Raw genomic sequence first — 26,105 nt, forward strand, 5'->3', positions numbered from 1 at the left:
CGGGCCGCAGGGTGTGGCGTCTTTTGTGAGAGCGTGTGCAACGTTGCGTGGGCGATGGTGCGGTGCAAGGTGAGGGCGAGGCAATTCGCCCAATGCGGAACGGGGCGATTATCGAACGGAATGTCGAGGTGGTTAATTCGGGGGCGCGGTGGGGCTGTCCCATAAAAAAAGCCCACCGCGAGGGTGGGCTTGATGCTGCTAGCGGGTCGCTCAGCCTTTCGGTGTTTCCACCGAAGCCTGCTGGTTGGCCTGCCCGGTCTGCTCGTACCAGCCGCCACCGAGGGCCTTGTACAGGTTGACCTCGCTGACCAGCTGCGAGAGCCGGTCGTTGATCAGCGACTGCTGCGAACTGAACAGGTTGCGCTGGGCATCGAGGAAGGTCAGGTTGCTGTCGATCCCGATGCGGTAGCGGCGCTCGGCCAGGCGGTAGTAGTCCTGGTTGGCGGCCACCAGGTCGCGCTGGGCCTGCAGCTGCTCCTCGAAGGTCTTGCGTGCGGCCAGGCCATCGGAGACTTCCTGGAAGGCGGTCTGGATGGTCTTTTCGTACTTGGCGACGTTGATGTCCTTCTGGATCTTCGAGTAGTCCAGGCTCGCTTTCAGGCTGCCGGCGTTGAAGATCGGCAGGTTGATCTGCGGCTGGAACAGCCAAGTGCCCGACCCGCCCTTGAACAGCCCGCCCATGTCCGGGCTCAGGGTGCCGGCGTTGGCGGTCAGGCTGATGCTCGGGAAGAACGCAGCGCGGGCCGCGCCGATATTGGCGTTGGCGGCTTTGAGCAGGTGCTCGGCTTCCTGGATGTCCGGACGCCGTTGCAGCAGATCCGATGGCAGGCCGGCCGGGACCTCGGCCAGTTGATCGGCGTCGAGCTGAAGCGGTGCCGGCAGGTCAGCCGGCACGCCAGTGCCCAGCAGCACGGTCAGGCTGTTCAGGTCCTGGGCGACCAGGCGCTGGTACTGCGCGAGTTTGACCCGCGCGCCTTCAACGGCGGTGCGGGCCTGGCTCACATCGAGCGCTGAGGCAACACCCACCTCATTGCTACGGCGGGTGAGGTTGTAGCTTTCGACGTAGGTCTTGAGGGTCTCTTCGGTCAGCTTGAGCTGCGCTTGGTCGGCCTGCCAGGTGTAGTAGGCATTGGCCACGCTGGCGACCAGGCTGATTTGCGTGGAGCGGCGGGCCTGCTCGCTGGAGAGGTAGGTCTCCAAGGCCTGCTCGGTGAGGCTGCGCACACGGCCGAACAAGTCCAGCTCATAGGCGCTGACACCCAGGGTGGCCGAGTACTGGCTGGTGATGCCCGCTTCGCCGGTCTGCGACATGTTCGCCGGTACCCGCTGGCGGCTGCCGCTGCCATTGGCCGATACCGCCGGGAACAGGTCGGCCCGCTGGATGCGGTACTGGGCCCGGTAGGCATCGATGTTCAGGGCGGCGACGCGCAGGTCGCGGTTGTTGACCAGCGCGGTCTGGATCAGTTGCTGCAGCGCAGGATCATGGAAGAACTGACGCCAGCCCTGCTCGGCCGCGGCTACGTCGGCCGACTGGGTCGGCGAGTACGCAGGGCCTTGCGGCCACTGCGCCGCCACTGGCGATTCAGGGGTCTGGTAGTCAGGGATCAGCGAGCAGCCGCCAAGGATGAAAGCGGTTACCGCCAGGGATAACAAAGACTTGGTCATTGCCCAGCCTCATAACGAGTAGTTTCAGGGGTGGCGTCGGATTCAGGCTTCTTGCTGCCGAACAGCGACGACACTGCAACGAAGAACAGCGGTACCCAGAAGATGGCCAGCACGGTCGCACTGATCATACCGCCGATCACCCCGGTGCCGATGGCGTGCTGGCTGCCCGAGCCTGCGCCGCTGGCGATGGTCAACGGTACCACGCCGAGGATGAACGCCAGCGAGGTCATGATGATTGGGCGCAGACGCATGCGGCAGGCCTCGATGGCCGCGTCATACAGGCTGCGGCCCTGCTCGTGCAGTTCCTTGGCGAATTCGACGATCAGGATCGCGTTCTTCGCCGCCAGGCCGATAGTGGTCAGCAGGCCGACCAGGAAGTACACGTCGTTGGACAACCCGCGCAGGCTGGCGGCGATCAGCGCACCTATGATACCCAGCGGTACGACAAGCACGACGGCGATCGGAATCGACCAGCTTTCGTACAGCGCTGCCAGGCACAGGAACACGAACAGGACCGAGAGGGCGAACAGCGCCGGCATCTGCGAGCCGGAGAGTTTCTCCTCGTAGGACATGCCGGTCCAGGAATAGCCGATGCCAGCTGGCAGTTCGCCCGCGATGCGCTCGACCTCGGCCATGGCTTCGCCGGTACTGTAGCCCGGTGCCGGGGCACCGAGGATTTCGACCGCTTCCACACCGTTGTAGCGCGAGAGCTTCGGCGAGCCATAGCTCCATTCGCCCTTGGCGAAGGAGGAGAACGGCACCATCTCGCCCGCGCCATTGCGCACGTACCACTTCTGCAGGTCTTCCGGGCTCATCCGGGCGCTTGGTTCGCCCTGGATGTACACCTTCTTGACCCGACCGCGGTCGATGAAGTCGTTGACGTAGTTGCCGCCCAGGGCGATCGACAGGGTGGCGTTGATGTCGGCGATGGTCACGCCCAAGGCGCTGGCACGTTCGTCATCGATGATCAGCTGGTACTGCGGCTCGTCGTTCAGGCCGTTCGGACGCACCGCGGTGAGCACCTTGCTCTGGGCGGCCTTGGCCAGGAACTGGTTGCGTGCTTCCATCAGTTTCGCGTGGCCGACACCGGCGCGGTCCTGGAGGAACACGTCGAAGCCGGTGGCGTTACCCAGTTCGAGTACCGCAGGTGGCGCGAAGGCGAACACCATGGCGTCACGGAAGCTGAAGAAGTGCTGCTGGGCGCGGGCCGCGAGGTTGAACACGCTGTTTTCCGCCGAGCGTTCGTCCCATGGCTTGAGCATGATGAAGGCCATGCCCGAGCTCTGGCCGCGGCCAGCGAAGTTGAAGCCGTTCACGGTGAAGACCGAGGAGACGGTGTCAGCTTCGTCCTTGAGCAGGTACTCGCGCATCTGGTCGACGACCACCTGGGTACGTTGGGCACTGGAGCCGGCCGGGGTCTGGACCTGGGCAAACAGCACGCCTTGGTCTTCCTCGGGCAGGAACGCGGTGGGAATGCGCATGAACAGCCAGACCATGCCGACCACGATCAGGGCGTAGGCCAACAGGAACGGGAACTTGTTGCGCAGGATGCCGCCGACGCTGCGCTCATAGCCTTGCACGCTGCGGTCGAAGTTGCGGTTGAACCAGCCGAAGAAGCCGCGCTTGGCCACATGATGCTCGCCCTTTTTCAGGGGTTTGAGCATGGTGGCGCACAGTGCCGGGGTGAAGATCAGCGCCACCAGCACCGACAGGCCCATGGCCGAAACGATGGTGATGGAGAACTGACGGTAGATCACACCGGTGGAGCCGCCGAAGAAAGCCATCGGCAGCAGTACCGCCGACAGCACCAGGGCGATACCCACCAGGGCACCCTGAATCTGTTCCATGGAGCGCTTGGTGGCCTCCTTGGGCGGCAAGCCCTCTTCGGACATGACCCGCTCGACGTTCTCCACCACGACGATGGCGTCGTCCACCAGCAAGCCGATGGCCAGGACCATGGCGAACATGGTCAGGGTGTTGATGCTAAAGCCCGCGGCGGCAAGGATGCCGAAGGTACCCAGCAACACCACCGGTACGGTCATGGTGGTGATGATGGTGGCGCGGAAGTTCTGCAGGAACAGGTACATCACCAGGAACACCAGGACCACCGCCTCGATCAGCGTGTGGATCACGCCGCTGATGGATTCAGTGACCACCGGAGTGGTGTCGTAAGGGAACACGGCCTTCACGCCCGGCGGGAAGAACGGCTCCAGGTCGCTGATGGTCTTGCGCAGCGCCTTGGCGGTATCCAGGGCGTTGGCCCCGGTGGCCAGCTTGATCGCCAGGCCCGAGGCCGGGAAACCGTTGTACTGGGCGCTGATGGCGTAGTTCTCACCGCCCAGGCCGACCTTGGCGACATCGCTCAGGCGCACCTGGGAGCCGTCGCTGTTGACCTTGAGCAGGATCTTTTCGAACTGCTCGGCGGTCTGCAGGCGGGTCTTGCCGATGATGGTGGCGTTGAGCTGGGTACCGGGCATGGCAGGTAGACCGCCGAGCTGACCGGAGGATACCTGCACGTTCTGCGCGCTGACCGCGTTGCGCACGTCGACCGGAGTCAGCTGGAACTTGTTCAGCTTGGCCGGATCGAGCCAGATACGCATGGCGTACTGGGCACCGAACACCTGGAAGTCACCCACGCCGGCAGTCCGCGAGATCGGATCCTGCATGTTGGAGACGATGTAGTTGGACAGGTCGTCCTTGGTCATGCTGCCGTCTTCGGACACCAGGCCGATCACCAACAGGAAGTTCTTCACTGCCTTGGTGACGCGGATACCTTGCTGCTGCACTTCCTGCGGCAGCAGCGGGGTAGCCAGGTTCAGTTTGTTTTGCACCTGGACCTGCGCGGTATCAGGGTTGGTGCCCTGCTCGAAGGTGGCGGTGATGGTCATGCTGCCGTCGGAGTTGCTCTCCGAGGAGACATAACGCAGGTTGTCGATACCGTTGAGCTGCTGCTCGATGACCTGTACCACGGTGTCCTGCACCGTTTGCGCCGAGGCGCCCGGATAGGTCACGGCGATCGCGATGGCCGGCGGTGCGATGCTCGGATACTGGTTGATCGGCAGCTTCAGGATGGAGAGCGCGCCGACCAGCATGATGACCAAGGCGATCACCCAGGCGAAGATCGGGCGATCGATAAAGAACTTCGACATGGTTTACTCCGCTTTGGCGTCTACTTTCGCAGTGCTGGCCTGGTCTGGGCTGCCTGGCTTCTTGACGTTGGTGGCTTCGCTGACCTTGACCTCGACACCAGGGCGCACGAACTGCAGCCCTTCGGTGATGAGGCGGTCGCCTGGGTTCAGGCCTTCCTCGATCAGCCAGTCGCTGCCCAGGGTACGACTGGCCTTGAGCTGGCGCAGTTCGACCTTGTTTTCCTGGTTGACCACCAGCGCGGTGGGGGTGCCCTTCAGGTCACGGGTCACGCCCTGTTGTGGTGCCAGGATGGCGTTGGCATTGACCCCGGCCTTCAGGCGGGCGTGAACGAACATGCCCGGCAGCAGGGTGTGGTCAGGGTTGGGGAAGATGGCGCGCAAGGTCACGGAACCGGTGGTTTCGTCGACCGCGACTTCGGAGAACTCCAGGCGACCTTGCTGTTTGAACAGGCTGCCATCCTCAAGCACCAGCTGGACGGAGGCGGCGTTCTCGCCGGCCTTCTGCAACTGGCCGCTTTCCAGGTCGCGTCGCAGCTTGAGCAGCTCGGCGGTGGACTGGGTGACATCGACGTAGATCGGGTCGAGCTGCTGGATGGTGGCCAACGCGTTGGCTTGGCCATTGCTCACCAGGGCACCTTCGGTGACGGACGAGCGCCCGACACGACCGCTGATCGGCGCCAGAACCTTGGTGTAGCGCAGGTCGATCTGGGCGCTTTTGAGCGAAGCCTCGGCCTGCAATCGTTTGGCATTGGCGTCGTCGTATTCCTGCTTGGAGACAGCCTGCTCGTCGATCAGTTGCTTGTAGCGCTCGGCCAGCGAACGGGTAGCTTGCAGGTTGGCCTGGGCATTGGCCAGGTTGGCTTCGTAGACGGCCGGGTCGATCTGATACAGCTGCTGACCTTCCTTGACGTCACTGCCTTCCTTGAACAGGCGCTTGAGAATGATGCCATTGACCTGTGGGCGGACCTCGGCGACGCGGAAGGCGGTGGTACGCCCCGGTAGCTCGGACGTCAGGGTATAGGCCTGAGGCTGGAGAGTGACAACGCCGACCAGAGGAGCCTGCGCCGCAGGCGCTGCTTCTTCTTTCTTACAGCCACTTAGCAGGGTTGCCAGGGCGACGGCGGAAACCAGGGCGGTGACGGCTGGCTTGAATTGCATAGGATCCTCGGGTCGCTAGAGCAGGGAGACGCTCAAGAATAATTGAAGTGTTTTCAGAAAAGGTGCTATCCGGTGGATAAATAGCTTACTAACGAATATACTTACATTCATGCTTGTTTGTAAATACCGCAGTCAGCCTTGAACGGGCGCTGCGGATCCGTCGAATACTCCCCGGGAGGCGCCCTTAAAGAGGCGACCCCGGCCTGAACCCCGCGCGCCGGTCGAGCCTGCGGGTCGTGATGAGGTTGAGCTGCCATGGTCCGTCGAACCAAAGAGGAAGCCCAGGAAACCCGTGCCCAGATCATCGAGGCAGCGGAAAAGGCCTTCTACAAGCGCGGGGTTGCGCGAACCACCCTGGCCGACATCGCTGAACTGGCGGGTGTGACCCGTGGGGCGATCTATTGGCATTTCAACAACAAGGCCGAGCTGGTGCAGGCGCTGCTGGACAGCCTGCATGAAACCCATGACCACCTGGCCCGCGCCAGCGAGAGCGAGGACGAACTCGACCCGCTTGGCTGCATTCGCACCCTGTTGCTGCAGGTGCTCAATGACCTGGTGCTCGATGCCAGGACCCGACGCATCAATGAAATCCTGCACCACAAATGTGAGTTCACCGACGACATGTGCGAGATCCGCCAGCAGCGCCAAGGCGCTGTGCTGGACTGCCACGAAGGCATCGCCTTGGCCATGGCCAATGCCGTGCGCCGTGGGCAGTTGCCCGAGGATCTGGATGTGCAACGTGCCGCTGTTGCGTTGTTCGCCTATGTCGATGGCCTGATCGGGCGCTGGCTGTTGCTGCCGGACAGCTTCGACCTGCTGCGCGATGTGGAGCGTTGGGTCGACACAGGGTTGGATATGCTGCGCTTGAGCCCTTCCTTGCGCAAATGACACTTTGTGAATGATTGTGATGAAGTGTTTCCCCCTTTCATTAAGGGGGAGTTAATGGTTATGCGCAGCCCAATGCAGTGTGGCAGATGACATCAACGTCCTCGTAGTTGCCGGTCGGGCATGACCAGCGCGGCGGCTAGGCCCAGAAGCGACAGGGCGGCACTGGTCATCAGCAAGTGACGGAAGGTTCGCAACAGCCGCGCTTGGGTCAATGGGTCCGGTTCGCCTGCCTGCAGGCTACCCAGCAGCGGATTGTCCAACGCCTCGAAACCGTCCTGATGCAGCAGCGCCAACAGCAAACTGGACATGCAGGCCACCCCCATGGCGCCGCCCAGGGCGCGGAACAGGTTGGTGGTACTGGTGGCAACGCCGATGTCCTTGTGCTCCACCGCGCTCTGGGTCCCCACCAAGGAGGTCGGGAACTGCAAGCCGCAGGCAATACCGGTCAACAGCATGAACACCGCGCCGAGCAGCGCCGATTGCGGTGGCGTGAGGGCCATGCCGAGGATAGCCAAGGGCATCAGTACGAAACCGATAACGATTTGCGGGCGATAGCGACCTGTGCGACTGGTCAGGCGTCCACCGGTGAAGGCGCCCAGGGGCAGCCCCATCGCCAGCGGCAACAGATAAAGCGCGGCGCTGTCGGCGCCTGCGCCGGTGATGCTCTGGTAGCGCAGAGGCATCAGCATGGTCAGCGAGATCGATTGGAAGCTGGCCAAGAAGATCGCGCACCAGCACAGCATTGCAGTGCGGTTGCCGAACAACTTGAGCGGCAACAGCGGCTCTGGGCAGCGCCGCTCATGGCCGATGAACACCACAAGGCCCAGCAGGGCACCGCCCAGCAGTGCCAGTACCGGCGGCGATAGCCAGGCGTGGCCCTGACCGACCAAGGTGATACCCAGCAGTAGGCTGCCCAGGCCCAGGATCAGCAGCAGCGCACCGAGGTAATCCACCTGGGCCTCTCGGCGCTGTACCGGCATGCCGGCCAGGGCACGGCGGATCGCCCACAGGGCGAACAGACCCAGGGGCAGGTTGATCCAGAACACCCAGCGCCAGGACAGGTATTCGGTCAACCAGCCACCGAGCACCGGTCCGGCGACGCTGGCCAGGGCGTACATGCTGCTGAAATAGCCCTGGTAGCGGCCGCGCTCGCGAGGCGGCACGAAATCGCCAATGATCGCCTGGCTCACCGAAACCATGCCCCCTGCGCCAATCCCCTGGACCACCCGCGCCAGTACCAACTGCTGCATGTCCTGGGCCAGGGCGCAGGCCACCGAAGCCAGGGTGAACAAGGCCGTGCCCGTGAGGATCATGCGCCGCCGGCCATACAGGTCGCCGAGCTTGCCGTAGATCGGCACGGCGATGGTCATGGCTACCATGTAACCGGAGATGACCCAGGCCAGCAGACCAACATCGTTGAACTGTGCGGAAATCGCTGGCATGGACACGGCGACAATGGTCTGGTCCAGCGCACCGAGAAAAATCGCCAGCATCAGGGCGGTGAGGACTGTGCGCAGGACAGTAGGGGGCAGGGCGGCAGTCACGGAAAATACCTTGTCGTGGTCGCTGTCTGGGGGTTGGCCGCGGCTCAGCCAAGCGCGGAGCAAGGCCGCATTGTAGCTGAGTTACGTAGCTTCCTATGTACTATGCGCATCCCCTATGCAAGATCGGCATTGGCGCATCCATCCAGTAGCGCATGGCTGCGTGATATCGTGATCTGACCGCAACGGCTGAAATCCGGGCTTTGCACCAGCATGGTGCAGCCATTTACGTGCGGATTTCATGCTGTTGTACCCCACACCTTCTATTCCTCTGCCTGCATGTCGAGCATGACCGCCCTGATGGCGACGGTTGGAACAGGTCAGGTAGACCCGATTCAAGGGTCAGTAGTCAGCCCGTTCAAATTTCCTGTTATTGCGGAGTGATCATGCCCAAGGCTTCCCACCACGATCTGCGTTTTGCCTTCCGTGAACTGCTTGCGTCCGGTTCGTGCTATCACACCGCATCGGTGTTCGACCCCATGTCGGCCCGCATCGCCGCTGACCTGGGTTTTGAGGTCGGTATCCTCGGTGGTTCGGTTGCCTCGCTGCAGGTACTGGCCGCGCCGGACTTTGCCTTGATCACCCTGAGCGAGTTCGTCGAGCAGGCCACCCGCATTGGCCGTGTCGCACAGTTGCCGGTGATCGCCGACGCCGACCATGGCTATGGCAATGCGCTCAACGTCATGCGCACGGTGATCGAGCTGGAGCGCGCCGGTGTCGCCGCGCTGACCATTGAGGACACCCTGCTGCCGGCCCAGTTCGGTCGCAAATCCACGGACCTGATCTCAGTGGAGGAGGGCGTCGGCAAGATCCGTGCGGCCATCGAGGCGCGGGTCGACTCGGCGCTGTCGATCATCGCCCGGACCAACGCCGGTGTGCTGTCGACCGAGCAAATCATCCATCGCACCCAGAGCTACCAGAAGGCTGGTGCCGACGGTATCTGCATGGTAGGCGTCAAGGATTTCGATCAACTGGAGCAGATCGCCGAGCACCTGACGGTGCCCCTGATGCTGGTGAGCTACGGCAACCCCAACCTGCGTGACGATGCGCGGCTGGCGAGCCTGGGGGTGCGGATCGTGGTCGATGGCCATGCCGCCTATTTCGCCGCCATCAAAGCCACCTATGACTGTCTGCGCCTTCAGCGTGGGCAGCAGAACAAATCCGACAACCTCAACGCGACCGAGCTTTCCCACACCTATACCCAACCTGAGGATTACATCCGTTGGGCCAAGGAGTACATGAGCGTCGAGGAGTGACCGGCGACTGACTCGGCGCAGCCGCCTGCGGGTCAGAGGTCTTCATCCCACTGCGGCTCATCGGTGAACCGCTGCGCGAGAAAATCCAGCATGCTGCGCAGGGTTGCCGGCATGTGCTTACGCGAGGTGTACACGGCATTCAGGTTCAGCTCGCGCGGGCGCGCCTCGGGCAGCAGACGGACCAGTTCTCCACTGCGTAGCGCTCCCGCCGCCTGGTAGGTCGGCAGCATGGCGATGCCGGCACCGGCCAGCGCGGCCTTCTGCAAGGTCATGGCCTCGTTGGCGCTGATGTTGCCTTGCACCGGCACGGCCACATGCCGCCCCCCGACTTCGAACTGCCACAGGCTATGCCCGAAGTAGGCGTGGGTCAGGCAATTGTGCTGGCTCAGTTCTTCGACCTGCTGCGGCATGCCATGTTCGGCCAGGTACTTCGGCGCGGCGCATACCACTGAGCGACACACTGTCAGGCGCCGGGCGATCAGATTCGGGTCCAGGTCGTTGCTGGTGCGGATCGCCAGGTCGATGCGTTCGTCCACCAGGTTGACCGTACGATCGAGCATCTGCAGTTCCACCTTCACTCCCGGGTAACGCCGTACGTAGTCGGCCACCGCATCCACCAACTGGGCCTGGCCGAACGAGGTGCTGACGCTGATGCGCAGCTCGCCGCGTGGCGCGTCGTCCGGCTGGCGTACAGCGGCCTGTAGATCACCGGCCAGCTCCAGCAATTGGCGACAGCGCGGCAGGGTTTGCTGGCCGGCGGCGGTGAGGCTGAGCTTGCGTGTGGTGCGCTGCATCAGACGCGCACCGACCCAGTCCTCCAGTTCCGCCAGATAGCGCGACACCACAGGCCGAGAGAGTTGCAGATGGTCGGCCGCGGCTGACTGGCTGCCCAGGTCGACCACGGTGACGAAGACGCGCATGGCGTTTAGACGGTCCATGATTTGTCCGCTTTCAGAAACAAACTATGTCTGAGCATCGCATTTTTTGTGATGGATTGGGCAACTATGCTGTTGCTCACTCTCCCGTTCACAGGAATGTCCGATGTCGCTCATCTCCACCCTGCGCAGTCTGGTACTGGCCAGCCTCGCCCTGGCCGGCCAGGCGTTGGCCGCCGAACCCCTTCAGCTCGAGGTGTACAACCCAGGCCATGAGGCGATCTTCCCGGTCAGCTCGGTGATCGTCAGTGGCAAGCACGATGCCATCCTGGTTGACGCCCAGTTCGGCAAGGCCCAGGCCGAGCAACTGGTACAGCGCCTCAAGGCTGGTGGCAAGCGATTGACCACCATTTATGTCAGCCATGGCGATCCGGACTATTACTTTGGGCTGGACACCCTGACGCGTGCGTTTCCCCAGGCCCGAGTGGTCGCCTCGGCCGCCACTGTGGAGCATATCCGCAAGACCATGGACGCCAAGCTGGACTACTGGGGCCCGCAAATGGGCAGCGACAGGCCCGCGAAACTGGTCGTGCCGCAGGTGCTGGTGGGGGATCGCCTGGCGCTGGAAGGGCAGACGCTGGAAGTCGTCGGTCTCGATGGGCCACAGCCAGACCGTAGTTTCGTGTGGATTCCCTCGATCAAGGCTGTGGTCGGTGGCGTGGTCGTGGCCGAGCACATTCATGTCTGGATGGCCGACACCCAGACCGCCCAGTCCCATGCCGATTGGCTTGCCACCCTCGAGCGCATCGAGCGGCTCGCTCCGCGCACAGTGATCCCCGGCCACTACCTCGGGCAGAGCAGCCGCTCGCTGGACGCAGTACGTTTCACCGCCGGTTACATCCGCGCCTTCGACGCCGAAGCAGCCAAGGCCGCCGATGCCGATGCGCTGATCAAGGCGATGGAGCAGCGGTATCCAAAGCTGGGCGACGCCAGTTCGCTGGAACTCAGCGCCAAGGTCGCCAAGGGCGAAATGCAGTGGTAGTTCTTTTCAACTGATGGAGTGTGTCCTCATGAGCAAGATCGCAATCATCGGTGCCACCGGTCGTGCCGGTAGCCAGTTGCTGGAAGAGGCCCTGCGCCGCGGCCATCAGGTCGTGGCCATCGCCCGTGACCCGTCGATGCTGGACGGGCGTGAAGGCGTTACCGCCAAGGCGCTGGACGCCAAGGACAGTGCAGCCCTGCAGGCCGCCGTGGCCGGGACGGAGGCCGTGCTGAGCGCGGCGCATTTCGCGACGATCGAGCCCCAGGCGATCATCGAGCCGGTCAAGCGTGCGGGCGTGGCCCGCTTGCTGGTGGTGGGCGGTGCCGGCAGCCTGCTGCTACCCTCCGGGCAACGGGTCATCGACAGCCCGGACTTCCCCGAGGCCTACAAAGCCGAAGCCAGCGCCGGCGTGCGTTTTCTCGACGCATTGCGTCAGACGTCGGGCCTGGATTGGACCTTCCTCTCGCCCTCGGCGGAGTTCGTCGAAGGTGCGCGAAGCGGGCACTACCGTCTGGGCAAGGATCAGTTGCTGATCGGTGCCGATGGCCGGAGCTGGATCACCTTCGCTGACTACGCTATCGCAATGATCGACGAATTGGAGAAACCAGCCCATTCACGGGAGCGGTTCACGGTGGGGTACTGAGTCGTCTGGTCTGGCCTGTGCCTGGAGCCAGTCCAGCAATTCGACCAACCCCGGCGGCAGGCTCCGGGCAGGGCTGACCAGGTAGTAGCCTTTGCCCGTGAGCACCTTCAGCCCGAACGGCATGCACAGCCTGCCACTGCGTAGGTCATCGCCGACCAATGCCCAATCGCCGATCGCGACTCCCGTACCCTGGGACGCCATGGCCATCGCCATGTCCAGCGTCTCGAAATGCTGGCGCGGCCCGTTGAGCTCGATACTGGCGCCTGCAGCCTGCAGCCATAGGCGCCAGTCTTGCTCGTCCCGTGACGGATGCAGCAGCATGTGACGGGACAGGTCTTCGAGCCGCGTAAGCGGCAACTGCCCTTCGAGCAGCGAGGGCGCGCACATCGGCGTCAGTTGCTCATCGAACAGCTTGCGTACTTGCAGTCCCCCGTTGGGCAGTGCGCCATACACCACGGCGGCGTCGAAGCCCTCGCGACGGAAATCCACGCCATGCTGCACCGTGGTGGTCAGCTCCACCGGCACGTCCGGACGCAATGCCTGCCATTCCATCAGCCGCGGCAGCAACCAGCGCATGACACAGGTGGGCGCCTTGAGCTGCAGCGTGGCACTGTGGCGGCCGACCTCGCGCACACCCTGTTCGATCAGGGCGAAAATCTGCTGTACCCGCGGCAGCCAGTCCTGACCCTCCCGGGTCAGGCTCAGGCCACGCGCCTGACGCTGGAACAGCGCATAGCCCAGGTGCTCTTCCAGCCCGGCGATCTGCCGGCTGACTGCACCTTGAGTGATGTGCAACTGCTGGGCTGCCCGGGTGAAGTTGCAGTGCTGGGCGGTGATCAGGAAGGTGTGCAGGGCGGGGAGGGGCGGGAGGCGTTTCATCGATGTGAGCCATGATCCTGAGACATGGCTAGTATGTGTTTTTTTGCATTGTGGCGATAGCTGCGCCTTGGTTCCATAAACACAGATTTTCAACAAGAACCAGGGTGAATCCGATGGCAACCTGCGGCGAAGTATTGGTCAATCTCCTCGAAGGCTATGGCGTGGACCATGTCTTCGGGATTCCGGGCGTGCATACCGTGGAGCTCTACCGGGGTCTCGCGGGTTCCTCCATCCGCCACATCACCCCTCGTCATGAACAGGGCGCTGGGTTCATGGCCGACGGCTATGCCCGTACCCGCGGCAAGCCCGGGGTCTGCTTCATCATCACCGGCCCGGGCATGACCAACATCACCACCGCCATGGGTCAGGCCTACGCCGACTCGATTCCGATGCTGGTGATTTCCAGCGTGCAGTCCCGGGACCAGCTTGGTGGTGGTCGCGGCAAACTGCATGAACTGCCCAACCAAGGTGCGTTGGTTGCCGGCGTGGCGGCGTTTTCCCACACCCTGATGAGCGCTGACGACCTGCCGCAAGTGCTGGCGCGCGCCTTCGCGGTGTTCGAGGGCGCACGTCCTCGGCCTGTGCATATCGAGATCCCCCTGGATGTGCTGGTCGAGCCCGCCGACCACCTGTTGCCGGCGCGGCCTGTACGCACCGCTCGTGCGGGGGCAGCGCCTCGGACTGTGGCGCTGATGGCCGAGCGCCTGGCCAAGGCCCAGCGTCCGCTGATCCTGGCCGGTGGCGGTGCGCTGGCGGCAGGCCCTGCACTGGCGGCGCTTGCCGAGCACCTGCAGGCACCGGTGGCCCTGACCATCAATGCCAAGGGCCTGTTGCCGGCCAGCCATCCATTGCAGATCGGCTCGACCCAATCGCTGGTCGCGACGCGCGCGTTGGTGGCGGAGGCCGATGTGGTGCTGGCGATCGGCACCGAGCTGGCCGAAACCGACTATGACGTTACCTTCAAGGGCGGTTTCGAAATCCCGGGTAGTTTGCTGCGCATCGACATCGATCCCGACCAGACCGTGCGCAACTACCTGCCGGAGCTGGCACTCGTCGCTGACGCCGAACAAGCCGCCGAGGCGCTGCTGGCTGCCTTGCAAGCGCTGCCTACACCTGCGCTGAACGCCGCCTGGGGTAGTGCCCGTGCCGCACGCCTGCGCAGGGACCTGGCCAGCACCTGGGACCAGCCGACCCTGAGCCAGACCCGTCTACTCACCGGCATTCTCGAGGCCCTGCCTACGGCAATCCTGGTGGGCGACTCGACCCAACCGGTGTACACCGGCAATCTCACGCTGGACATGTCCCAGCCACGGCGCTGGTTCAACGCCTCGACCGGCTACGGCACCCTGGGCTACGCCTTGCCGGCCGCCATGGGCGCCTGGCTCGGCAGCGCCGAAGACGCAGCGGACCGATCGCCCGCGGTTTGCCTGATCGGCGATGGTGGCTTGCAGTTCACCCTGCCGGAGCTCGCCAGCGCGGTGGAGGCCCAGGTGCCGTTGATCGTGCTGCTGTGGAACAACCAGGGGTACGAGGAAATCAAGAAGTACATGGTCAACCGAGCCATTGAGCCGGTGGGTGTGGACATCCATACCCCTGACTTCATCGGCGTGGCCCAGGCGCTGGGCGCGGCGGCATGCAATGTGGGCGATGTCGCGCAGTTGCAGGCGGCGCTGCACAAAGCGGTCGAGCGCAAGGGACCGACCTTGATCCAGGTCGACCAGACGCAGTGGCAAGCTGCGGTGGCAGGTTGAGGGCGAACACCAGCCCTGAGGTCATGTTCGCGGATAAAGCCGCTTCCACTGGGTCTCCTTAGGCAGGCCTTGCTGGAAGCGGCCTTGCCTCAACTGGCGTTGGCCCGCAGCCGCGCCACGTCCCGAATCGGCGGCGCCCCATACAACCGGCTGTATTCACGGCTGAACTGCGAGGGGCTTTCATACCCCACCCGATAGCCCGCCACGGCGGCTTCCAGTCCGTCATTGAGCATCAGCCGACGGGCTTCCTGCAGGCGCAGCTGTTTCTGGTACTGCAAGGGGCTCATCGAGGTCACGGCCTTGAACCTGTGGTGCAATGTCGAGGTGCTGAGGTTCACTTCCCGGGCCAGGTCTTCGATGCGCAGCGGCTGCTGATAGTGGCGGTTGAGCCAGGTGATGGCTTGGCAGACGCGGTGGGTCTGGCTGTTGGCCAGGGCGATTTCATACAGGCGATGGCCCTGCGGGCCGCGCAGTAACCGGTAGAGAATCTCGCGGCGAATCAGTGGCGCCAACACCGGGATGTCCCTTGGAGAATCGAGCAACCGGAGCAGGCGCAGCAAGGCGTCGAGCAACTGCGGATCGGTCCTTTCCACATACAGGCCGCGGCCAGACGGTAGGTTGGGCACCATCATCGGGCTGCTTTCGGCGATCAGCTGGCTGATCTGCGCCGGATCGATGTCCATGCGAAGGCCAAGGCTCGGGTTCTCGGGGCTGGCTTCGAGCAGCGCACCGCTGATCGGCAAGGTCACCGACACCACCATGTAATGCAGCGGATCATAGGCGTAGCGCTCATCGCCCAGGAACAAGGTCTTGCTGCCCTGGGCCAGGACGCACAACGCCGGCTGCGCCAGGGCCGGCATCGAGCGCACGCTTTCGCGGTAGCGGACCAGGTACAGATCCTCGATGGCCGATGCCGGACCATAAGGCTCGCCGGCATGGCGGCCAATCAGGTCGGCCAGCTCCTGGCGCTGGGCCTCGAGGGTGGGTTCCAAGGGTGTTGCGGGCATGGCGGTTTCCTCTGCTGACCGACGCAGCATAGGTTTGGGCAATGACAGGCGCTAGTCGAAAGCTGCCGCTCGATTGCCTGATCCTGCCGCGCGGCAGGATCAGGCAATCGAGCGGCAGTAATGACCTAACGTCGCGCGAGGGCGGGGCACTAACCTTGGCAGCCTGGTTTTTCCGTCCGCATGCTTCAAGGAGATCGTTCATGACCCAGCCACAACCGGTCACTCACCTGGCTTTCATCCGTGCCAGCAGCGGTCGTTCGGCGGAACTGGGCGCGCGTCTGCGCGACCTGCTGGAGCCTTCGTTGCGTACACCGGGTTGCCTGAGTTTTACCATACAGCGGTCCCAGGCCGACGACGACCTGTGGTTGCTCAGCGGCAGCTGGAGCGATCAGCAAGCCATGAGCGGCTACTTCGCTTCGCCGACCCTCGAGGTGTTTGGCGAGCTGGTGCAGGCCCAGGTGGTGAGCAGCCTGGACCTGCATACGTTTGCCTGATGTGTATGCATGGACTTTTTGCGGGCAAACCTGCTCCTACAGAGGCGTGAAACTTCATCCGTAATTGAGGGGTAGAATGGCGGCCCTCGTTTTTCGGATGCGGATTTGCAGCATGGCACGTAGAGAGTTTTCCCACTTCGAAGCTGTTTCGGCGATGGTCCCTGTACAAGGCGGTGGTTACAACGCGGCCATCGCCGTAAAAGCCCTGGGCATGGGCGGCGCGCCGCGCTTTCACAAGGTGCTCGATGGCCAGGTGTTTCAGAGTGCAGTGGCGGCCGACGAGGCCGCCTGTACCGAACTCGCACGCCTGCAAGGCGTGGGCGAGGAAGGCGAACTGATTTTCTGATCAGACCTGCGGGCGGGCCATCTTGAACAGATTGCCCAGCTCGAAGTAGTCCGCTGGGCCTCCTCCCCGCAGGATCGGCTCGGCGGCGGCGGTGTCGTAGATGCCATCTTTGAGCAGATGCTCGGCGATGTGCACGGCCACGACTTCCCCCAGGATCAGCCAACTGGGCACCAGCGCCTGGTCGGCCCGCTTGAGCTGCACGATCTGGCTCACCTTGCATTCGAAGGCCACCGGGCTTTCGCCTACTCGAGGTACACCGACGATGCGCGATGCCGTCGGAGTCAGACCGCTCAATTCGAACTCATCGACATCCGCGGCTACCGCCGCGCAGCTTTGGTTCATCGGCTCGGCCAGTGTTCGGGTCGCCAGGTTCCAAACGAATTCGCCGGTCTGCTCGATATTGTTCAGGCTGTCTTTGCGCCCAACGCTGCAGAAACCGATGATCGGAGGAATGTAGTTGAAGGCGTTGAAGAAACTGTAAGGCGCCAAATTGAGGCGGCCTTGCTGGTCCTGGGAAGAGATCCAGCCGATAGGGCGGGGGCCAACGATGGCATTGAACGGGTCGTGGGGCAGGCCATGGCCTTTGGCGGGTTCGTAGTAGTACATCTGCGCAAGGCCCGTAGGCCCTTTCCTTGTTGTGGACGAGGTGCCTAGTGTGCCAAGGCTCCAGCCCGCTGGAAATGATCAAGCCCGGCCGAAGCCGGGCTGGGCGCTCGCATCGGATCAGCTGATGCGGTGGGCATTGGTGCGGTCGAAGCCGTCTTCGGCGAAGCGCTGTGCGCCGGTGCGGTCGTAGCCGTCTTCAGCGAAGCGCTGTGCACCGGTGCGGTCGTAGCCATCTTCGGCGAAGCGCTGTGCGCCGGTGCGGTCGTAGCCGTCTTCGGCGAAGCGCTGTGCGCCGGTGCGGTCGTAGCCGTCTTCAGCGAAGCGCTGTGCACCGGTGCGGTCGTAGCCATCTTCAGCGAAGCGCTGTGCGCCGGTGCGGTCGTAGCCATCTTCTGCGTAAGTTGCCGATTGGGTCTGGGCGGCGGCGAAGCTGTGGGCGCTGGTACGGTCGAAACCGTCTTCGGCGAATGCACCGGTAGCCAGTGCCGACAGAGCCAGGGTCAGGATCAGTTTGCTTTTCATGGTCGTTGCTCCAGTGAGATTCGCGGGTTGTTTGTTTCTATGGGTTTAATGCTACGCCGATTAATTTGATTAAAAAGCGCAAAAAATCACGCATAAAAATCGATTTAATCGATGTGTTTGGGCGCGCTTTCGTCTTTTAAACGACAGAGGTGCTGCGAGACAGGCGCTTCGCGCCCTCGTCTCTCCACGGTTTAAGGATGCGGGAGGGGAATTAATCCCGAGTTAAATGAAACCTTCGATGAACGAACGCTTTTTTCATGCTCCACCAACCGTTTTTTCAAACCCGCCCGCTCAGCATCGCGCCCACTCAACCCAGGAGCGGCAAACAATGAATAAACTTCCGCAAATCACCTTGGCCTTCTGGGTCATGAAGATCTGCGCCACCACTTTGGGCGAGACGGCGGGCGACCTGCTGTCGATGACCCTCGATATTGGCTATGCCATGAGCTCGCTGCTGTTGATCAGCGTGTTTCTGGTGACATTGCTCACCCAGCTTTACTCTCGTTCATACAATCCCTGGCTCTACTGGCTGGTCATCCTATCCACCAGTACTGCGGGCACCACGATGTCCGATTTCATGGACCGTACCCTGGGCCTGGGCTATGCCGCGGGTTCGGCCATCCTGATCGGCATCTTGCTGCTGACGTTCGCCCTTTGGCGCCTGAGCGGAAATCCGCTGGACGTCACCCGCATCAAGAACCGAGGCGGCGAGCTGTTCTACTGGGTGGCAATCCTGTTTTCCAACACCCTTGGCACCGCGCTGGGCGACTTCCTGGCGGACGACTCAGGCCTCGGTTTCGCCGGTGGCGCACTGCTGATCGGCAGCACCATCGGCCTGGTGGTGCTGGCCCGCTACTGGACCCGTATCCCAGGCGTGGCGCTGTTCTGGATCGCATTCGTCCTGACCCGCCCATTCGGTGCGACCTTGGGCGACTTCCTGACAAAACCGCACGAAAAAGGCGGGATGGACTTCGGTACGGTGGGCTCTTCAGCGGTGCTCGGCGGCATCTTGTTGGTGCTGATTCTGATGGCGTCGTTCTATCACCGCGAAGCGCGTCGGGAGTTAGAAGCTTCCTGACGGCCGTCACTGTCTGGGGCGTAATTGGCTCACTGCTCGTCGAACCATGAAAAAGGGGCGCTCCGTCAGCCGGAGCGCCCCTTTTCGAATACCGCGTGAGCAGGATCAGTCAGTCGTGATCCGCGAATGCTTGGCGGTGTCTTTCATGGTCGCGTAGACCAGCAGCGAGCAAGCGATGCAGCCGGTGACGTACCAGTAGAAGCCGGTTTCCATGCCGTTGCTCTTGAACCACAGGGCCACGTACTCGGCGGTGCCGCCGAAGATCGAGACGGTCAGAGCGTAGGGCAGGCCGACGCCCAGGGCGCGGATTTCGGTAGGGAACAGCTCGGCTTTGACCACGGCGTTGATGGAGGTGTAGCCACTGACGATGATCAGCGCCGCCATGATCAGGAAGAAGGCGCCCCACCAGGTCTGCACGGTGTGCAGAGTGCTGAGGATCGGTACGGTGAACAAGGTTCCGAGCACGCCGAAGGCGATCAGGATCGGACGACGACCGATCTTGTCGGAGAGTCCACCGATCACCGGTTGCAGGCACATGAACAGGAATAAAGTGGCCGCCGAGATGGTGGTCGAGTCGCTGATGCTCATGCCTACGGTGTTCACCAGGTATTTCTGCATGTAGGTGGTGTAGGTGTAGAAGGCCAGGGTGCCGCCCATGGTCAGGCCGACCACGGTGAGCAGTTCCTTGGGATGGCGCAGCAGGGTGCGCATCAGGCTTTCCTTGGACTTTTCCTTCTTGGTGAAGGAGCTGGTCTCCTCCATGCCGCGACGCAGGTACAAGGCGACCACCGCGCACAGCGCGCCGATCACGAAGGGTACGCGCCAGCCCCAGGCATACAGCTGCTCGGTGGTGAGCGTCTGTTGCAGGATGATCAGCACCGCCAGGGCGATGAGCTGACCGGAGATCAGGGTCACGTATTGGAAGCTTGAGAAGAAGCCGCGGCGATCCTTGCTGGCCATCTCGCTGAGGTAGGTGGCCGAGGTGCCGTACTCACCGCCGACCGACAGGCCTTGCATCAGGCGCGCCAGGACCAGCAGGATCGGCGCGGCGACGCCGATGGTCTCGTAGCCAGGGGTCAGGGCGATGACCAGGGAGCCTGCGCACATCAGCAGGACCGAGGCCATCAGCGCGGCCTTGCGGCCCTTGCGGTCCGCATACAGGCCCATCAGCCAGCCACCGATCGGGCGCATCAGAAAGCCCACGGCGAAGATGGCGGCGGTGTTGAGCAGTTGTGCGGTGGTATCGCCGGCCGGGAAGAAGGCCTTGGCGAAGTACAGTGAGAACGCCGCATAGACGTACCAGTCGTACCATTCGACCATGTTGCCGATGGAGCCACTGAAAATCGACTTGAGACGGCTTGCGGTGGTTTTTTCCGCGGCGGGCGCAATGGCCGCCCCGGTGGGCAGGGTGCTGGCGTTATCCATCAGGGGATACCTTCTCGTTGTTTTTGTGGAGCGCGCAGGTCAGCGCTTGAGAAGGGTTTTGCAGAAGCTATGCCAAAGGCGTGCACTGGCGGGCCTGAATGCCCCATCGCGGCGCACGACCATTCCATAACCCGCGAATCCAAAGGCCCTGCAGGCGCAACGTCGCCACGCGATGGGCTGCGTAGCCGCGCCCTTCAATACTTTCGATAAGCGGTTTTTTGCTCATCGGCCACAATGGCTAGGCAAAAAACCGCTCATTCGCGCTCGAGAAAATCGTCCCGCACCAGCCCATGACGCTGCATCTTTTCGTTGAGTGTCCGCCGAGGCAGTTGCAAGGCCTCCATCACGGCCTTGATCTCACCCTTGTACTGTCGCAGCGCGGCGCGCAGGCACTGTGCCTCGAACGCCTCCATCTGGCCGGCGAGCGATTGCCCTGCGGCGCGGGCCTCGACGCTCGGCGCGCCCAGCCCCAGGGCGTGGCGCTCGGCGGCATTGGCCAGCTCGCGCACATTGCCTGGCCAATCATGGGCCAGCAGTTGCGCCAACTGCCCACCGCTCACCGGCGGGGCCGTGCGGCCCAGGCGCTCGGCGGCAGCGCGGGCAAAGTGTTCGAACAACAGGGGGATGTCCTCGCGCCGTTCGCGCAGTGGTGCCAGGCGCAGTTCGGCGACGTTCAGACGGTACGCCAGGTCTTCGCGAAAGCGTCCGGCGCGGGCTTCTTCGAGCAGGTCCGGTTTGGTGGCGGCGATAATGCGCAGGTCGACACTGATGCTCTGGTTGGCGCCCAGGCGCTCCAGCTTCTGCTCCTGAATCACCCGCAGCAGTTTGGCCTGCTGGGCCAGCGGCATGCTCTCGATCTCATCGAGAAACACGGTTCCCCCGTTGGCATATTCCAGCTTGCCGATGCGCTTGCCCTGGGCGCCGGTGAAGGCGCCACTCTCGTGTCCGAACAGCTCGGCCTCGAACAGCGTTTCAGGAATCGCCGCGCAGTTGAGGGCGACGAAGGGCTTGTCGGCGCGCGGACCGAAGTCGTGCAGGCAACGGGCCACACGTTCCTTGCCGCTGCCGGTTTCGCCGCGGATCAACACGTTGACCGGCAGGCTGGCCAGGTCCAGCACCTGCCGGCGCAGGCTCTGCAAGCCTTGGGACATGCCCAGCAGGGTGTTTTCCAGGCGCGCCTTGAGATCGGCCTGCTGGTGCAGGCGACGGTTCTCCAGCACCAACTGGCGTTTCTCCAGGGCGCGGCGCAGGCTGCCGAGCAGGGTCTGCGGCGTAAAGGGTTTTTCCAGAAAGTCATAGGCGCCGTTGCGCATGGCCTCGACGGCCATGGGCACGTCGCCATGGCCGGTGAGCAGGATCACCGGAAGGTCCGGGTCCAGTGCCTGCAGCCGTTCGAGCAGTTGCAGGCCATCGATGCCGGGCATGCGCACATCGCTGACGATCACGCCTGGGAAGTGTTCCGGCAATTGGGCCAGGCACTCTTCGGCGCGGGCGAACAGTTGCACGCTGAAGCCCGAAAGGCTCAGCCACTGCTGCACCGCGGTGCGGATGCTGGCTTCATCATCGACGACGATCACCGAATTCAACATACAGGCTCCAGGTCGCGGGGCAAGGTAAGGCTCAGGCGGGCGCCACCGGGCAGGTTTTCGGCCTGCAACTGGCCGCCGGCCTCATGGACGATGCCATAAGAGATCGCCAGACCCAGGCCGAGCCCTTCGCCGACCGGTTTGGTGGTGAAGAACGGATCGAAGATTCGGGCCAGATCCGCCTGGGGGATACCGCCGCCGGAGTCCAGCACGCTCAGGCGCCACTGACCATCATCGGCTTCGATTCGGATCTCCAGGCGTTTGTAACGCTTGTCGGCCATGGCGTCGAGGGCATTGCGCAACAGGTTGATCAACACTTGCTCGAGGCGGATCGCATCGCCCCTGACCCACGCGGGGCGCGCCAGGTACAGCGCCACTTCGACGCCCTCGCCACGGATGCGGGCATCGAGCAGGTGCAACGCCTGATCGACCACGGTAGCCAGGTCCAGGCGCTCGCGTAGCCCGCCGGGGCTGTTGCGGGCAAAGGTCTTGAGATGGCCGGTCAGCGCCGCCATGCGCGTGAGCATCTGCTCCAGCGGCTCCAGGGCCTGCCGGGCCTCGTCGTAGCGACCGTGGTCGAGCAGCAGGCGCAGGGTCTCGAGCTGCATGCGCTGGGTGGTCAGGGGCTGGTTGATTTCATGGGCCAGAGCCGCCGACATTTGCCCCAGGGCCGCAAGCTTGGCTGACTGCACCAGGCCCTCTTGGGCGGTGCGCAGTTCGCGGGTGCGCTCTTCGACCAGGCGCTTGAGTTCGTTGCGGCTGCGCTGGCGCAGGCGTGCCAGGCGCAGGCGCTGGCTGACGAACAGTGCGGCGAACACCAGGCTCAGCCAGATCGCCGCCGCGGTCAGGGCGGCGTTGCGTCCGTCGGCGCTGACCTGGGGCTTACGCAGCAGATGCAAGGTCCAGCCTTCTGCCTCCAGCGGCAGGCTTTCCCACAGGTAGTCGACGCTGCCATCCGGGCCTTGCACGCGGCTCAAATGGCTGTTGGCGCCGAAGTCGGTCAGCACCTGATGCTGCAGGGGGACCAAGGGTTGCTTGTCGTACTGGCGGGTCTCGGCAAGCTCGGCGCGGTCGGCGGGGGAAATCGGCTGTAGCTCACGGTAGCGCCAGCCGTCCTGGTTGGCGATGAAGGTGATGCCTCGGGCATCGCTGACCAACAGGATGTCGCTGCCTTGGCGCCATTCGCGCTCAAGTTCGGGGAACTCCAGTTTGACCACCATGGCGCCGAGGAAGCGTCCCTGTTCGTCGGTGACCGCGTTGGCCAGGAAGTAGCCTGGTACGCCACTGGTGACACCGACCGCGTAGAAGCGGCCGCTGCCGTGGCTGCGGGTCTGCTTGAAATAGGGGCGAAAGCCGTAGTTGGAGCCGACATAGGTCGTCGGCAGGCGCCAGTTGCTGGCCGCGATGGCCAAGCCCGTGCGATCGAGCAACTCCAGGGTGGAGGAGTTGGCGGCGCCGTTGATGCGTTCGAGCTTGCGGTTCAGGGCGTCCTGCACCTGTTCGGTGACCGGGCCGCGCAAGGCCGCGATCAGCTCCGGGTCCAGCGCCAGTACGGCGGGCAGGGCACGGTAGCGCTCGATCAGGGTGTGCAGGGCATTGGCGTAGAGGGTCAGTTGCTGGCTGGCCCGACGTGCGTCGGTCTCCATCGACTGGCGCTTGGCCTGGTGCATCGCCCAGCCAGCGCTGAGCGCGGTGCCGATGACAATCACCAGGACGATCAGGGCCAGACGCAAGGTTCGGAAGGAAAATAGCATGCGGCTGATCCTTGGCCTGTGCTGGGTGTGTTTAAGGTTTTTCACGCAGACTGTGGGCGCGGGTAAACCCACGCCCACAGGGCTGTGCTTAGGGCGCAACCCTGCGGGCGGAAGTTGTCACAGCAACTCGAAGCTCTGCTGCTGCACAGCCTCGGAGTCGAGGCCGACCTGGACATTGAACTGCCCCGGCTCTGCGACCCGTTGCAGCTGGCCATTGTAGAACTTCAGATCATCCTCGCTGATGCGGAAGGTCAAGGTGCGCGACTCGCCAGCCTTGAGCATCAGTTTCTGGAAGTTTTTCAGTTCTTTGACCGGACGGCTCATGGAAGCGCTGACATCCTGAACGTAGAGCTGGACCACGGTTTCGCCGTCGCGCTTGCCGGTGTTCTTCACCGTCACCTTGGCCTCCAGCGTGCCGCCACGCTTGAGCTGCTGGCTACCCAACGACAGGCCGGACAGTTCGAAGCTGCTGTAGCTCAGGCCATAGCCGAACGGGTAGAGCGGGCCGTTGGGCTCCTCGAAGTACTGCGAGGTGTAGTTGCCTGGCTTGCCCGGAGTGTATGGCCGGCCGATGCGCATGTGGTTGTAGTACATCGGGATTTGCCCGACCGAACGCGGGAAGGTGATCGCCAGCTTGCCGGACGGGTTGTAGTCGCCGAACAGTACATCGGCGATCGCGTTGCCGCCTTCGGTGCCGCTGAACCAGGTTTCCAGCAATGCGTCGGCCTGCTCACGCTCCCAGGCCAGCGACAGCGGGCGGCCGTTCATCAACACCAGTACCAAAGGCTTGCCGGTAGCCTTCAGCGCCTTGATCAAGTCACGCTGCACTGCCGGGATTTCCAGCGTGGTACGGCTGGAGGATTCGTGGGACATGCCGCGAGACTCGCCGACCACCGCCACCACCACATCCGATTGTTTGGCGGCCTTGACCGCTTCGTCGATCAGCACGGCGGCTGGACGCGGGTCGTCGACGATCTCGGGCGCGGCGAAGTTGAGGAAGTTCAGGTAGTCGAAGATGGCCTTGTCGCCGGTGACGTTCGAGCCTTTGGCGTAAAGCAGCTTGGCCTTGCCCTCCAAGGCGCGGCGCAGGCCTTCGCGCACGGTCACAGAGTGTTCCGGTTTGCCGTCGGCGGCCCAACTGCCCATCATGTCGATTGGTGCATCGGCCAGAGGGCCGACCAAGGCGATGGTGCCGGCCTTCTTCAGAGGCAGGGTCTGGTCGCGGTTTTCCAGCAGGACCAGGCTGCGGCGTGCCACGTCACGGGCGGCTTCGCGGTGCAGGCGGCTTTCAGCGTAGTAATCCTTGACGTCGTTTTCGGCCTTGCCGATGCGCACGTACGGGTCCTTGAACAGGCCCATGTCGTACTTGGCGCCCAGCACTTCGCGCACGGCCTGGTTCAGTTCGGCCTGGGTCACTTCACCGGACTTGAGCAGGCCGGGCAGTTCCTCGCCGTAGAGCGTGTCGTTCATGCTCATGTCGATACCGGCCTTGATGGCCAGCTTGGCGGCTTCGCGACCGTCCTGGGCCACGCCATGGCGGATCAGTTCCTGGATGGCGCCGTGGTCGCTGATGGTCACACCCTTGAAGCCCCACTCCTTGCGCAGCAGGTCGTTCATCAGCCAGGTGTTGGAGGTGGCCGGCACGCCATTGATCGAGTTCAGTGCGACCATCACGCCACCGGCGCCGGCCTCCAGGCTGGCGCGGTAGGGCGGCAGGTAGTCGTTGTACATCTTCGGCAGGCTCATATCGACTGTGTTGTAGTCGCGCCCGCCTTCCACCGCGCCGTACAGGGCGAAGTGCTTGACGATGGCCATGATGCTGTCGGGTTCGGCCGGGCTGGTGCCCTGGAATGCCTTGACCATTACCTGGCCGATTTTCGAAGTGAGATAGGTGTCCTCACCGAAGCCCTCGCTGGTGCGGCCCCAGCGTGGGTCGCGGGCGATATCGACCATCGGGCCGAAGGTCATGTCCAGGGAGTCGGCGGCCGCCTCGATCGCCGAGGTGCGGCCGACCTTGGCAATGGCGTCCATGTCCCAAGTCGCCGCCAGGCCCAGGCCGATCGGGAAAATGGTGCGCTCGCCATGGATGGTGTCGTAGGCGAAGAACATCGGGATCTTCAGGCGGCTGCGCATAGCAGCGTCCTGCATCGGCCGGTTCTCGGGGGCAGTGCGCGAGTTGAAGGTGCCGCCGATGCGTCCGGCCGCGATTTCTTCACGGATCTTCTCGCGGGGCATTTCCGGGCCGATGCTGATCAGGCGCAACTGGCCGATCTTCTCGGCCTCGGTCATCTGGCCGATCAGGTGTTCGATGAACGCCTGCTTGTCCTGCAGCGGCGGTGCGGAGGTGGCGGCCAGGGCCGCCTGACTGGCAAGGCCCATGGCCAGGCCCAGCAAAGACAGTTTCATCATGAATTCCATTGTCGTGGCCCCTTGCCGTATC

General features: G+C 63.4%; 21 protein-coding genes. 8 read left to right on the forward strand and 13 right to left on the reverse strand.

Annotated features, from left to right (window positions below):
- Window positions 1-210: 210 nt before the first annotated feature.
- From BLS27_RS12190 to ttgA, 3 genes are read right to left on the reverse strand one after another with little or no spacing between them, the layout of a single operon-like run.
- Window positions 211-1,665 carry an AdeC/AdeK/OprM family multidrug efflux complex outer membrane factor gene (locus BLS27_RS12190; protein ID WP_070576017.1) on the reverse strand — a complete coding sequence of 485 codons (1,455 nt, stop codon included), beginning with the start codon at window positions 1,663-1,665 and terminating at the stop codon, window positions 211-213.
- Window positions 1,662-4,814 carry a multidrug efflux RND transporter permease subunit TtgB gene (ttgB, locus tag BLS27_RS12195; RefSeq protein WP_043206423.1) on the reverse strand — a complete coding sequence of 1,051 codons (3,153 nt, stop codon included), beginning with the start codon at window positions 4,812-4,814 and terminating at the stop codon, window positions 1,662-1,664. Before ttgB ends, BLS27_RS12190 begins: the two co-directional genes overlap by 4 nt.
- Before the next feature lie 3 nt (window positions 4,815-4,817).
- Entirely contained in the window at window positions 4,818-5,972 is a 1,155-nt protein-coding gene (gene ttgA / locus BLS27_RS12200) for a toluene efflux RND transporter periplasmic adaptor subunit TtgA (RefSeq protein ID WP_070576014.1), read from the reverse strand.
- A gap of 255 nt (window positions 5,973-6,227) precedes the next feature.
- Between ttgA and BLS27_RS12205 the strand changes: the two genes are divergently transcribed.
- Complete coding sequence (locus BLS27_RS12205) at window positions 6,228-6,860, forward strand: TetR family transcriptional regulator (protein WP_043206425.1); 633 nt, start codon at window positions 6,228-6,230, stop codon at window positions 6,858-6,860.
- A 92-nt stretch (window positions 6,861-6,952) separates the two neighbouring features.
- Here BLS27_RS12205 and BLS27_RS12210 read toward each other — a convergent pair whose 3' ends face one another.
- The gene (locus BLS27_RS12210; protein ID WP_090345105.1) at window positions 6,953-8,404 is read right to left on the reverse strand and encodes an MDR family MFS transporter; all 1,452 of its coding nucleotides are present in this window, start codon (window positions 8,402-8,404) and stop codon (window positions 6,953-6,955) included.
- Window positions 8,405-8,787: 383 nt separating this feature from the next.
- On the opposite strand from BLS27_RS12210, the gene BLS27_RS12215 reads away from it, so the two are divergent.
- Window positions 8,788-9,657, forward strand: a complete 870-nt coding sequence (locus BLS27_RS12215; protein WP_043206426.1) for an isocitrate lyase/PEP mutase family protein — start codon at window positions 8,788-8,790, stop codon at window positions 9,655-9,657.
- 32 nt (window positions 9,658-9,689) lie between these two features.
- Here BLS27_RS12215 and BLS27_RS12220 read toward each other — a convergent pair whose 3' ends face one another.
- On the reverse strand, window positions 9,690-10,595 hold the full coding sequence (locus tag BLS27_RS12220) for a LysR family transcriptional regulator (RefSeq protein ID WP_043206427.1): 906 nt from the start codon (window positions 10,593-10,595) through the stop codon (window positions 9,690-9,692).
- Between the two features lie 103 nt (window positions 10,596-10,698).
- Here BLS27_RS12220 and BLS27_RS12225 point away from each other — a divergent pair, with 103 nt between their 5' ends.
- The gene (locus BLS27_RS12225) at window positions 10,699-11,574 is read left to right on the forward strand and encodes an MBL fold metallo-hydrolase (RefSeq protein WP_090344970.1); all 876 of its coding nucleotides are present in this window, start codon (window positions 10,699-10,701) and stop codon (window positions 11,572-11,574) included.
- A gap of 28 nt (window positions 11,575-11,602) precedes the next feature.
- Window positions 11,603-12,217 carry an NAD(P)-dependent oxidoreductase gene (locus tag BLS27_RS12230; RefSeq protein WP_090344973.1) on the forward strand — a complete coding sequence of 205 codons (615 nt, stop codon included), beginning with the start codon at window positions 11,603-11,605 and terminating at the stop codon, window positions 12,215-12,217.
- Here BLS27_RS12230 and BLS27_RS12235 read toward each other — a convergent pair.
- Window positions 12,188-13,096 (reverse strand): LysR substrate-binding domain-containing protein, encoded by a 909-nt coding sequence (locus BLS27_RS12235; RefSeq protein ID WP_090344975.1) that lies wholly within the window; start codon window positions 13,094-13,096, stop codon window positions 12,188-12,190. The two genes, BLS27_RS12230 and BLS27_RS12235, sit on opposite strands and share 30 nt — an antisense overlap.
- Before the next feature lie 113 nt (window positions 13,097-13,209).
- On the opposite strand from BLS27_RS12235, the gene BLS27_RS12240 reads away from it, so the two are divergent.
- Window positions 13,210-14,847: a 5-guanidino-2-oxopentanoate decarboxylase gene (locus BLS27_RS12240; RefSeq protein ID WP_090344977.1), complete on the forward strand. Its 1,638-nt coding sequence runs from the start codon at window positions 13,210-13,212 to the stop codon at window positions 14,845-14,847.
- Window positions 14,848-14,936: 89 nt separating this feature from the next.
- Here BLS27_RS12240 and BLS27_RS12245 read toward each other — a convergent pair whose 3' ends face one another.
- On the reverse strand, window positions 14,937-15,854 hold the full coding sequence (locus BLS27_RS12245; protein ID WP_090344979.1) for an AraC family transcriptional regulator: 918 nt from the start codon (window positions 15,852-15,854) through the stop codon (window positions 14,937-14,939).
- 200 nt (window positions 15,855-16,054) lie between these two features.
- Between BLS27_RS12245 and BLS27_RS12250 the strand changes: the two genes are divergently transcribed.
- Together BLS27_RS12250 and BLS27_RS12255 are read left to right on the forward strand one after the other, a co-directional pair.
- The gene (locus BLS27_RS12250) at window positions 16,055-16,348 is read left to right on the forward strand and encodes a putative quinol monooxygenase (protein ID WP_090344982.1); all 294 of its coding nucleotides are present in this window, start codon (window positions 16,055-16,057) and stop codon (window positions 16,346-16,348) included.
- 112 nt (window positions 16,349-16,460) lie between these two features.
- Entirely contained in the window at window positions 16,461-16,694 is a 234-nt protein-coding gene (locus tag BLS27_RS12255; protein WP_090345107.1) for a hypothetical protein, read from the forward strand.
- Here BLS27_RS12255 and BLS27_RS12260 read toward each other — a convergent pair whose 3' ends face one another.
- Complete coding sequence (locus tag BLS27_RS12260) at window positions 16,695-17,300, reverse strand: flavin reductase family protein (RefSeq protein ID WP_043206434.1); 606 nt, start codon at window positions 17,298-17,300, stop codon at window positions 16,695-16,697.
- A 117-nt stretch (window positions 17,301-17,417) separates the two neighbouring features.
- On the reverse strand, window positions 17,418-17,822 hold the full coding sequence (locus tag BLS27_RS12265) for a heme utilization protein (protein ID WP_090344984.1): 405 nt from the start codon (window positions 17,820-17,822) through the stop codon (window positions 17,418-17,420).
- A 328-nt stretch (window positions 17,823-18,150) separates the two neighbouring features.
- Here BLS27_RS12265 and BLS27_RS12270 point away from each other — a divergent pair, with 328 nt between their 5' ends.
- Window positions 18,151-18,900, forward strand: coding sequence for a COG4705 family protein (locus tag BLS27_RS12270; protein WP_090344986.1), 750 nt, complete (start codon window positions 18,151-18,153; stop codon window positions 18,898-18,900).
- Window positions 18,901-19,005: 105 nt separating this feature from the next.
- On the opposite strand, the gene BLS27_RS12275 is transcribed toward BLS27_RS12270, so the two are convergent.
- From BLS27_RS12275 to bglX, 4 genes are all read right to left on the reverse strand, one after another.
- Entirely contained in the window at window positions 19,006-20,325 is a 1,320-nt protein-coding gene (locus BLS27_RS12275; RefSeq protein ID WP_043206437.1) for an MFS transporter, read from the reverse strand.
- Between the two features lie 254 nt (window positions 20,326-20,579).
- Complete coding sequence (locus tag BLS27_RS12280; protein WP_090344988.1) at window positions 20,580-21,914, reverse strand: sigma-54-dependent transcriptional regulator; 1,335 nt, start codon at window positions 21,912-21,914, stop codon at window positions 20,580-20,582.
- Window positions 21,908-23,665, reverse strand: coding sequence for an ATP-binding protein (locus BLS27_RS12285; RefSeq protein WP_043206439.1), 1,758 nt, complete (start codon window positions 23,663-23,665; stop codon window positions 21,908-21,910). Before BLS27_RS12285 ends, BLS27_RS12280 begins: the two co-directional genes overlap by 7 nt.
- A 117-nt stretch (window positions 23,666-23,782) precedes the next feature.
- The gene (gene bglX / locus BLS27_RS12290; protein WP_043206527.1) at window positions 23,783-26,074 is read right to left on the reverse strand and encodes a beta-glucosidase BglX; all 2,292 of its coding nucleotides are present in this window, start codon (window positions 26,072-26,074) and stop codon (window positions 23,783-23,785) included.
- Window positions 26,075-26,105 lie beyond the last annotated feature (31 nt).

It is taken from the genome of Pseudomonas guariconensis (genome assembly GCF_900102675.1).
Classification (GTDB): Bacteria; Pseudomonadota; Gammaproteobacteria; order Pseudomonadales; family Pseudomonadaceae; genus Aquipseudomonas; species Aquipseudomonas guariconensis.

Coding starts and splice junctions, on each gene's coding strand:
- BLS27_RS12240 (WP_090344977.1), top strand. CDS start 13,210: ATGGCAACCTGCGGCGAAGTATTGGTCAATCTCCTCGAAGGCTATGGC.
- BLS27_RS12230 (WP_090344973.1), top strand. CDS start 11,603: ATGAGCAAGATCGCAATCATCGGTGCCACCGGTCGTGCCGGTAGCCAG.
- BLS27_RS12285 (WP_043206439.1), bottom strand. CDS start 23,665: ATGCTATTTTCCTTCCGAACCTTGCGTCTGGCCCTGATCGTCCTGGTG.
- BLS27_RS12235 (WP_090344975.1), bottom strand. CDS start 13,096: ATGAAACGCCTCCCGCCCCTCCCCGCCCTGCACACCTTCCTGATCACC.
- BLS27_RS12270 (WP_090344986.1), top strand. CDS start 18,151: ATGAATAAACTTCCGCAAATCACCTTGGCCTTCTGGGTCATGAAGATC.
- ttgA (WP_070576014.1), bottom strand. CDS start 5,972: ATGCAATTCAAGCCAGCCGTCACCGCCCTGGTTTCCGCCGTCGCCCTG.
- BLS27_RS12250 (WP_090344982.1), top strand. CDS start 16,055: ATGACCCAGCCACAACCGGTCACTCACCTGGCTTTCATCCGTGCCAGC.
- BLS27_RS12275 (WP_043206437.1), bottom strand. CDS start 20,325: ATGGATAACGCCAGCACCCTGCCCACCGGGGCGGCCATTGCGCCCGCC.
- BLS27_RS12215 (WP_043206426.1), top strand. CDS start 8,788: ATGCCCAAGGCTTCCCACCACGATCTGCGTTTTGCCTTCCGTGAACTG.
- ttgB (WP_043206423.1), bottom strand. CDS start 4,814: ATGTCGAAGTTCTTTATCGATCGCCCGATCTTCGCCTGGGTGATCGCC.
- BLS27_RS12190 (WP_070576017.1), bottom strand. CDS start 1,665: ATGACCAAGTCTTTGTTATCCCTGGCGGTAACCGCTTTCATCCTTGGC.
- bglX (WP_043206527.1), bottom strand. CDS start 26,074: ATGATGAAACTGTCTTTGCTGGGCCTGGCCATGGGCCTTGCCAGTCAG.
- BLS27_RS12260 (WP_043206434.1), bottom strand. CDS start 17,300: ATGTACTACTACGAACCCGCCAAAGGCCATGGCCTGCCCCACGACCCG.
- BLS27_RS12280 (WP_090344988.1), bottom strand. CDS start 21,914: ATGTTGAATTCGGTGATCGTCGTCGATGATGAAGCCAGCATCCGCACC.
- BLS27_RS12255 (WP_090345107.1), top strand. CDS start 16,461: ATGGCACGTAGAGAGTTTTCCCACTTCGAAGCTGTTTCGGCGATGGTC.
- BLS27_RS12245 (WP_090344979.1), bottom strand. CDS start 15,854: ATGCCCGCAACACCCTTGGAACCCACCCTCGAGGCCCAGCGCCAGGAG.
- BLS27_RS12205 (WP_043206425.1), top strand. CDS start 6,228: ATGGTCCGTCGAACCAAAGAGGAAGCCCAGGAAACCCGTGCCCAGATC.
- BLS27_RS12265 (WP_090344984.1), bottom strand. CDS start 17,822: ATGAAAAGCAAACTGATCCTGACCCTGGCTCTGTCGGCACTGGCTACC.
- BLS27_RS12225 (WP_090344970.1), top strand. CDS start 10,699: ATGTCGCTCATCTCCACCCTGCGCAGTCTGGTACTGGCCAGCCTCGCC.
- BLS27_RS12220 (WP_043206427.1), bottom strand. CDS start 10,595: ATGGACCGTCTAAACGCCATGCGCGTCTTCGTCACCGTGGTCGACCTG.